This window comes from Sphingomonas sp. M6A6_1c, from assembly GCF_053345135.1.
On the sequence record NZ_JBKEZO010000001.1, the window covers coordinates 676,888 to 683,737 of the forward strand.

Below are 6,850 nucleotides of genomic sequence, written 5' to 3' on the forward strand. Positions count from 1 at the left end.
CCGCCTGACATTGGCCTGTCGCAAAACATTGCGACCTTCTCCTGCGCGGTCGCGGCTATGGGTAGGGCAGAAGAGGAGAATATGATGCGCATCGGCGTGCCCAAGGAAATCAAGAACCACGAATATCGCGTCGGCCTGACCCCGCCGTCGGTCGCCGAACTGGTCGCCGCCGGCCATGAGGTCGTCGTCGAGACGAAGGCCGGCTCCGGCATCGATTTCGAGGATCAGGATTATATCGATGCGGGCGCGAAGATCCTGCCCGATCCCGCCGCGGTGTTCGCCGCCGCCGACATGATCGTGAAGGTCAAGGAGCCGCAGGCGAGCGAGATCGCGCTGCTCGAACCGCGCCACCTGCTGTTCACCTATCTCCACCTCGCCGCCGACAAGCCGCAGGCCGAGGGGCTGATCAAGTCGGGCGCGACCTGCATCGCCTATGAGACGGTGACTGCGGCGCGCGGCGGCCTGCCGCTGCTCAAGCCGATGAGCGAGGTCGCGGGCCGCATGTCGGTGCAGGTCGGCGCGCATTATCTCGAGAAGGAACAGGGCGGCCGCGGCGTGCTGCTCGGCGGCGTGCCGGGCGTGGCACCGGCGAAGGTCGCGATCCTCGGCGGCGGCGTCTCGGGCGTCAACGCCGCGCAGATGGCGGTCGGCATGCGCGCCGACGTGACGATCTACGACATTTCGAACGATCGCCTCGCGGAACTCGACATGTTCTTCTCCAGCCAGATCAAGACCGCTTATGCCAGCAAGGCGGCGATCGCGGCGGCGGTGAAGAGCGCGCATCTCGTCATCGGCGCGGTGCTGGTGCCGGGCGCGGCGGCGCCCAAGCTGGTGACGCGCGAGATGGTCAAGACGATGAAGCGTGGCGCGGTGATGGTCGATATCGCGATCGACCAGGGCGGCTGTTTCGAGACCAGCCATGCGACGACGCACGAGGACCCGGTGTTCGAGGTCGACGGCGTCACCCATTATTGCGTCGCCAACATGCCGGGCGCGGTCGCGCGCACCTCGGCGTTCGCGCTCAACAATGCGACCTTGCCGTTCGCGCTGAAGCTCGCCAACCTCGGCGCCGAGGCGGCGATGGCGGCCGATCCGCATCTCGCCAACGGCCTCAACGTCTCGGGCGGCAAGATCCGGCATCAGGCGGTCGCCGAGGCGCTCGACCTGCCGTTTGAGGCATGGAACGGCTAAGCGGAACGAACGTGGAACAGGGTGGTTGAAGCCTCCGATACCAAGAGAGGCTTCAACCATGTCCGAGACAGAAAACCCCAAGACCCACCCGACCTCGAACGCCGAGAAGGATCCGGATGACTGGACCACCGGCGACGAGACGATGACCGGCGCGCAGGCGAGCTATCTCAAGACGCTGTCCGAGGAAGCCGGCGAAGAATTCGACGATACGCTGACCAAGGCGGACGCCTCGAAGCGCATCGACGAGCTGCAGGGCAAGACCGGCCGCGGAAAGTAACCACGCCGCTGGCGTAAGACGGGCCTCGGCGCTCAGGTACGAACGGTCGTTCGCCTGACGCCGGGGCCCGTTTCGCATGAACCTGCCCGGCGACGCAGATGCAGGCGGCAGGGACGCGCGCCCGGTAGGATCGCATCCGTCTCAAGCGACTGCATCCACAGCGTAAATCCGCCGCGCTGTCCTACACCGCACGCAAGATGCTAGGGATCGCCATCACCCGGCGTTCTTTCTCATCGTGATCGATCAGCACAGAATCGGAAACGATAAGGCCGGATCGTTTCCGTTCAAGTGTCCATGTTGTCCATGTTGCCACGAACTAGCCACACTTACTGCGGGCGTTGCGTAGCCAGCAAACGGTCGAGCAAGTCGAGCCGGACCGCGATGTCGCGGCGGTAGGATGCCCCCTCCGGGCACAAGGCCAGCGCCTTCGCCCATGCCTGCCGCGCCGCCGGATAATCGTTGGCGCGGACATAGGCGAGGCCGAGGAAGAACAGCGGCGCCGGATGCTCGGGAGCGATGCGGATCGCTTGGCGAAAGGCGAACAGCGCCGGCGGCGACAGGGTATTACCGTCATGCGTCGCCAGCGCGGTGCCGAGCCCGGTCCACAGCATCAGGCTGCGCGGATAGCGGTTGAGCCCGCCGAGGATCGCCCGCACCGCCGACCGCCGGTCCCCCGACCGCGCCATCGCATCCGACGCGATCAGATAGGCAGCATCGGCGGTGAACCGCCCGAGCATCCGCTCGCGCAGGTCGACGAGCGACGGATCGTCGGCGACGCGCAACGCCTCGGGCCGCGCCGGACTGGCCGGCAGCGTCGGCGATCCCTGCCACGCATAGCCCGCCGCGCCGAGCATCAGCGCCGCGCCGACCATCGACCACAGCAGCCGGTCGACGCGCAGCAGCACGAGTGCCGCCATCGCCGCCGCCGCGATCAGGACGAGCGCCAGCCAGCCCATCAGCGCCGCCGCCGCCGAAAGCTCGACCGCGCGATGACGGCGCCCAGCGCCAGCAAGGCGATCGGTGCGAACCACAAGGGCCAGGTCGCCGCGCCGAGCGGCGGATCGTAGCTGACGTAATCGCCGTAGCGTTCGATCAGCCACGCGCGGATCGATTCGGGCGTCTCGCCCGCGGCGATGCGGCTGCGCACGAGCGAGCGCATGTCGCCGGCAATGCTCGCATCGCTGTCGGCGATCGACTGCCCCTGGCAGACGAGGCAGCGCAGCGTCGCCATCAGGTCGCGCGCCTTCGCCTCCTGCGCGGGATCGCGCAATTGCGTGTTGGCGAGCGCCGCGGGCGGCGTCGAGGGATCGGCCGCGACCGGTGCCGCGATCAGCGCCAGCAGCAGCAGCGCGCGCTTCATCGCGCGCTCCTGACCGCGGCGGCGATGGCGTCGACGTCCTCGGCGCGGATGTCGCCGATATGCTGAAGAACGATCCGTCCCTCGCCGTCGATCACGAAGCTCTCGGGCACGCCCGACGATCCCAGCGCGAGTTGCACCGCGCTCTGCGCGTCGGCGCCGATCCGCTCATAGGGGTCGCCGTAGCGGGCGAGGAAGTCGCGCAGCGCCGGCGCGGTATCGCGGATCGCGATGGCGTCTATCGGTATGCCCATCGCCTTGAGGCGCAGCAGCTGCGGCGATTCGGCGGCGCACGGAATGCACCAGCTCGCGAAGACGTTGAGCAGGTGCGGCTGGCCCTGGCGGAACACCGCGGTGGACAGGCCGGGCTTGCCCGGGGCGATCGGCGGCAGCGCGAAATCGGGCAGCGGCTTGCCAATCAGCGCGGACCGCACGGCGCGATCGGCGGGCGCGAACAGCCCGCTGGCCACCACCACGACGATCGCGGCGAACACCGCGAACGGCGCCCAGAGCAGCCACCGCCTCATCGATAGGCCTCCCGCGCCGCCGCCCGGCGCTCGCGACGCCAGCGGCCGACGAGCGACAGCGCCCCGCCCAAAGCGATCAGCGCGCCGCCGAACCAGATCAACGTCACGAACGGCTTCCACCACAAGCGCAACTGCCAGCGCCCCTGCCCATCCGGCTGTCCGAGCACGGTATAGAGCTGGCCGTCCCATTCGGTGGCGATCGCGCTTTCGCTGGTGATCGTCACCGGATCGGAGAAGAAGCGCGACTGCGGGCGCAGCACGATCCGTTCGCCTTCGCGGGTGGCGCCGAGCCGCGCTTCGAGCGCCGACCAATTCTCGCCCACCACCGGCTTGACGCCGTCGAGCCGGACGACATAGGGGCCGACGCGCACCGGCTGGCCGACGCGGGCGGCGACGAGCGTCTCGGCGGTATAGGCGCTGTCGCAGGCCATGCCGGCGACGCTGACCGCGATGCCGAGATGCGCGACGACCATCCCCCAGGTGAACAGGGGCGTCCGCCACGGATTGCGGCCGATCAGCGGCAACACGCTTGCCACCGCCAGCCCCGCGGCGAGCGACAGGCCGAGCAGCGGCATCACGCCGGGCGGCGCCAGCGCCACCAGCCCGGCGCCGGTAAAGCCCGCCGCGGCGATCGGCCACATCAGCCGTTCGAGCAGCGCGCTCGCCTCGTCACGCCGCCAGCGCAGCAGCGGCCCGACCGCCATCGCCACCACCAGCGCGAGTGCGATCGGCCCCGCGGCGGCGTTGAAGAACGGCGGCCCGACCGAGAGCTGGACGCCGAAGCTCGCCGCCACGAGCGGATAGAGCGTGCCGATCAGCACGACGCCGAGGATCACCGACAGCAGCAGATTGTTGATCACCAGTCCGCCTTCGCGGCTGACGAAGTCGAAGGTGGTGCCGGCGCGCACGGTGCCGATCCGCGCCGCGAACAACGCCAGCGCACCACCGATATAGAGTGCGAGCAGCACGAGGATGAACGTGCCGCGCGCAGGATCGACCGCGAAGGCGTGGACGCTGGTCAGGATGCCCGAGCGGACGAGGAAGGTGCCGATCATCGACATCGAAAAGGCGACGACGGCGAGCATCACCGTCCACGCCCGCAGCCCGTCGCGGGTGGCGAGCACCGTCACCGAATGGAGCAGCGCGGTCGCCGCCAGCCACGGCATCAGCGAGGCGTTCTCGACCGGGTCCCAGAACCACCAGCCACCCCAGCCCAGTTCGTAATAGGCCCAATAGCTGCCCGCGGTGATGCCGAGCGTCAGGAAGATCCAGGCGCCCAGCACCCATGGCCGCATCGCCTTGGCGAAGACCGGGCCGACGTCGCGGGTAACAAGCGCGCCGACCGCGAAGGAGAAGGCCACCGAGATACCGACATAGCCGATGTAGAGCGTCGGCGGGTGGAAGGCCAGGCCGGGGTCCTGCAACAACGGGTTGAGGCCGAGCCCGTCGCGCGCCGCCGGGCTGATCCGGGCGAAGGGGTTGGAGGCGAAGAGCAGGAAGGCATAGAAGCCGAGCGCGATACCCGCCTGCGCGCCGAGCGTCGCGATCAGCGTGCGTTCGGGCAACCGTCGTTCGAAAATCGCGACCGCACCGCCGGCGAGGCCGAGGATCGTCACCCAAAGCAGCATCGACCCTTCATGATTCCCCCACGCCCCCGCGAATTTGTAGAGCCATGGCTTGGCGGAATGGCTGTTCTCGACGACCAGTTTCACCGACATGTCAGAGGCGAGGAACAGCGCGATCAGCGCCGCCATGGCGATGGCGGCAAGCCCGCCCTGGACGATCGCGATCGGCCGTACCGCGGCGACGCTGGCCGGATGCCCGCGGCCGAGCCCGAGTGCCGCCATCGCCACTTGCAGCGCGGCGAGCGCGGCGGCGAGCCACAAAGCGGCGAGGCCGGCTTCGGCGGTCATGGCTCGAGCGTCCGCGTCTCGTGCATCTTGCCGGCGAGTTCGGGCGGCATGTACTTCTCGTCGTGCTTGGCGAGCAAATTGGTGGCGGTGAAGCTGCCGTCGCGGTTGAACTGCCCCTCGGCGACGACGCCAGAGCGTTCGCGGAACAGATCGGGGGTGATGCCCGCGAAGGTGACGGGGGTGGTCGCGATGCCGTCACCGACGACGAAATGGACGGTGACGCCATCCGCGGCGCGCTTGATCGAGCCGGCTTGCACCATGCCGCCGAGCCGCACCGCGCGCCCGAGCGGCAGCCCCTGCCGCGCGACGTCGGAGGGCGCGTAGAAGAAGGACGCCTGATCCTTCAGCGCCGACATCGCCAGCAGCGCCGCGGCGACCACCGCCGCCAGCCCGAGCAGCGCCAGCGTAAGCCGTTGATGCTTGGCCTTCATTTCTCGGCGCGCTTCATCGCCAGCCAGCTCGCCAGCGTCAGCGCCGCCGCGGCGGCGAGCGTGATCGCATAAGCGGCGATGACGAACGGCCAGGCGTTCACGACCGCGCCATCCGCCGCATCCGCGCTTCCGCCTTCAACCGGGCGAGCGTCGCGCGCATCCGCATCAGCACGATTCCCGCGAACAGCAAGGTGAAGCCCGCCATGGTGAAGCCCAGCGGCCAGAGGATGCTGCCGGCGATGCTCGATCGGGTGAGGCCGATCGACGGGCCTTGATGGAGGGTGTTCCACCACACCACCGAATAGCGGATGATCGGCAGCAGCACGGTGCCGGCAATGCCGTAGAGCGCGGGGATGCGGCCGTCGCCGCCGCGCTCGGCATCGGCGCGGGCGAGCGCCATATAGCCACAATAGACGAAGAACAGCAGCAGCATCGAGGTCAGCCGCCCGTCCCATTGCCACCACGTCCCCCAGGTCGGCCGCCCCCAGATCGAACCGGTGACGAGGCAGACCGCGGCGAATACCGCGCCGGGCAGCGCGATCGCGCGCGCCGCGACCGCGGCGAGCGGGTGGCGCCAGACGAGGAAGGCGATGCTGCTGATCGCGAGCCCGCTCCAGCCGCCCATGCCGAGCCAGGCGGCGGGAACGTGGATGTAGAGGATGCGGACGCTGTCACCCTGAAGATAATCTGGCGGCGTCCGGGTCAGCCCGGCCCAGCAGCCGATCGCCAGCAGCACGATCCCCAACCCGAGCAGCACCGGCGTCGCCGGACGCGCGATCGCGACGAAACGGGCAGGATTGGCAAGGGCATGAAGGGTCGGCACGGCTGTGCAAGTCATAGGAAGCTTTGCGGCCGGCGTCACCCGTTACCGTCGGGTGTTGGACGACATGGACAACATGGACACCTCAACGGAAACGATCGAGCCTTATCGTTTCCAAAATTGCACCGATCGCCACGATGAGAAAGAGCGTGGCGTCGGTCATAGCGATATGGCGGGGTGTAGGACAGGGCTTCGGGCAATGATGGGGGGCATATCCCAAGGCTTGGTGTTTGCGGAAACGCCCCCTCCACCACTCGCCTGCGGCGAGCGGTCCCCCTCCCCCGCTAAAGCGAGGGAGGAATTTGATTTAGCAGCTTATTCATTCCTCCCCCGC

General features: G+C 68.6%; 9 protein-coding genes. 3 read left to right on the forward strand and 6 right to left on the reverse strand.

Going from position 1 to position 6,850, the window contains the following annotated elements; all coding sequences use genetic code 11:
* The first annotated feature begins 84 nt into the window (after window positions 1-84).
* A complete protein-coding gene (ald, locus tag ACLBWH_RS03080) occupies window positions 85-1,191 on the forward strand; it encodes an alanine dehydrogenase (protein ID WP_447796717.1) in 1,107 nt (368 codons plus the stop codon).
* A gap of 58 nt (window positions 1,192-1,249) precedes the next feature.
* Window positions 1,250-1,468, forward strand: a complete 219-nt coding sequence (locus tag ACLBWH_RS03085; protein ID WP_322849450.1) for a DUF3072 domain-containing protein — start codon at window positions 1,250-1,252, stop codon at window positions 1,466-1,468.
* Window positions 1,469-1,794: 326 nt separating this feature from the next.
* On the opposite strand, the gene ACLBWH_RS03090 is transcribed toward ACLBWH_RS03085, so the two are convergent.
* The 6 genes from ACLBWH_RS03090 to ccmC all read right to left on the reverse strand — a co-directional run bounded on the left by ACLBWH_RS03090 (window position 1,795) and on the right by ccmC (window position 6,519).
* Entirely contained in the window at window positions 1,795-2,499 is a 705-nt protein-coding gene (locus ACLBWH_RS03090) for a tetratricopeptide repeat protein (protein WP_447796668.1), read from the reverse strand.
* Complete coding sequence (locus ACLBWH_RS03095; RefSeq protein ID WP_447796670.1) at window positions 2,424-2,828, reverse strand: cytochrome c-type biogenesis protein; 405 nt, start codon at window positions 2,826-2,828, stop codon at window positions 2,424-2,426. The genes ACLBWH_RS03090 and ACLBWH_RS03095 overlap by 76 nt, the downstream gene beginning before the upstream one ends.
* A complete protein-coding gene (locus ACLBWH_RS03100) occupies window positions 2,825-3,352 on the reverse strand; it encodes a redoxin family protein (RefSeq protein ID WP_447796672.1) in 528 nt (175 codons plus the stop codon). Before ACLBWH_RS03100 ends, ACLBWH_RS03095 begins: the two co-directional genes overlap by 4 nt.
* Window positions 3,349-5,265, reverse strand: coding sequence for a heme lyase CcmF/NrfE family subunit (locus tag ACLBWH_RS03105; RefSeq protein WP_447796673.1), 1,917 nt, complete (start codon window positions 5,263-5,265; stop codon window positions 3,349-3,351). The genes ACLBWH_RS03100 and ACLBWH_RS03105 overlap by 4 nt, the downstream gene beginning before the upstream one ends.
* Window positions 5,262-5,696, reverse strand: coding sequence for a cytochrome c maturation protein CcmE (gene ccmE / locus ACLBWH_RS03110; protein ID WP_322849455.1), 435 nt, complete (start codon window positions 5,694-5,696; stop codon window positions 5,262-5,264). The genes ACLBWH_RS03105 and ccmE overlap by 4 nt, the downstream gene beginning before the upstream one ends.
* Before the next feature lie 97 nt (window positions 5,697-5,793).
* Window positions 5,794-6,519 carry a heme ABC transporter permease CcmC gene (gene ccmC / locus ACLBWH_RS03115; RefSeq protein ID WP_447796675.1) on the reverse strand — a complete coding sequence of 242 codons (726 nt, stop codon included), beginning with the start codon at window positions 6,517-6,519 and terminating at the stop codon, window positions 5,794-5,796.
* A gap of 64 nt (window positions 6,520-6,583) precedes the next feature.
* Between ccmC and ACLBWH_RS03120 the strand changes: the two genes are divergently transcribed.
* The coding region (locus ACLBWH_RS03120) for a hypothetical protein (protein ID WP_447796719.1) at window positions 6,584-6,850 on the forward strand (267 nt) is incomplete at its 3' end.

Coding starts and splice junctions, on each gene's coding strand:
- ald (WP_447796717.1), top strand. CDS start 85: ATGCGCATCGGCGTGCCCAAGGAAATCAAGAACCACGAATATCGCGTC.
- ACLBWH_RS03085 (WP_322849450.1), top strand. CDS start 1,250: ATGTCCGAGACAGAAAACCCCAAGACCCACCCGACCTCGAACGCCGAG.
- ACLBWH_RS03095 (WP_447796670.1), bottom strand. CDS start 2,828: ATGAAGCGCGCGCTGCTGCTGCTGGCGCTGATCGCGGCACCGGTCGCG.
- ACLBWH_RS03100 (WP_447796672.1), bottom strand. CDS start 3,352: ATGAGGCGGTGGCTGCTCTGGGCGCCGTTCGCGGTGTTCGCCGCGATC.
- ACLBWH_RS03105 (WP_447796673.1), bottom strand. CDS start 5,265: ATGACCGCCGAAGCCGGCCTCGCCGCTTTGTGGCTCGCCGCCGCGCTC.
- ccmE (WP_322849455.1), bottom strand. CDS start 5,696: ATGAAGGCCAAGCATCAACGGCTTACGCTGGCGCTGCTCGGGCTGGCG.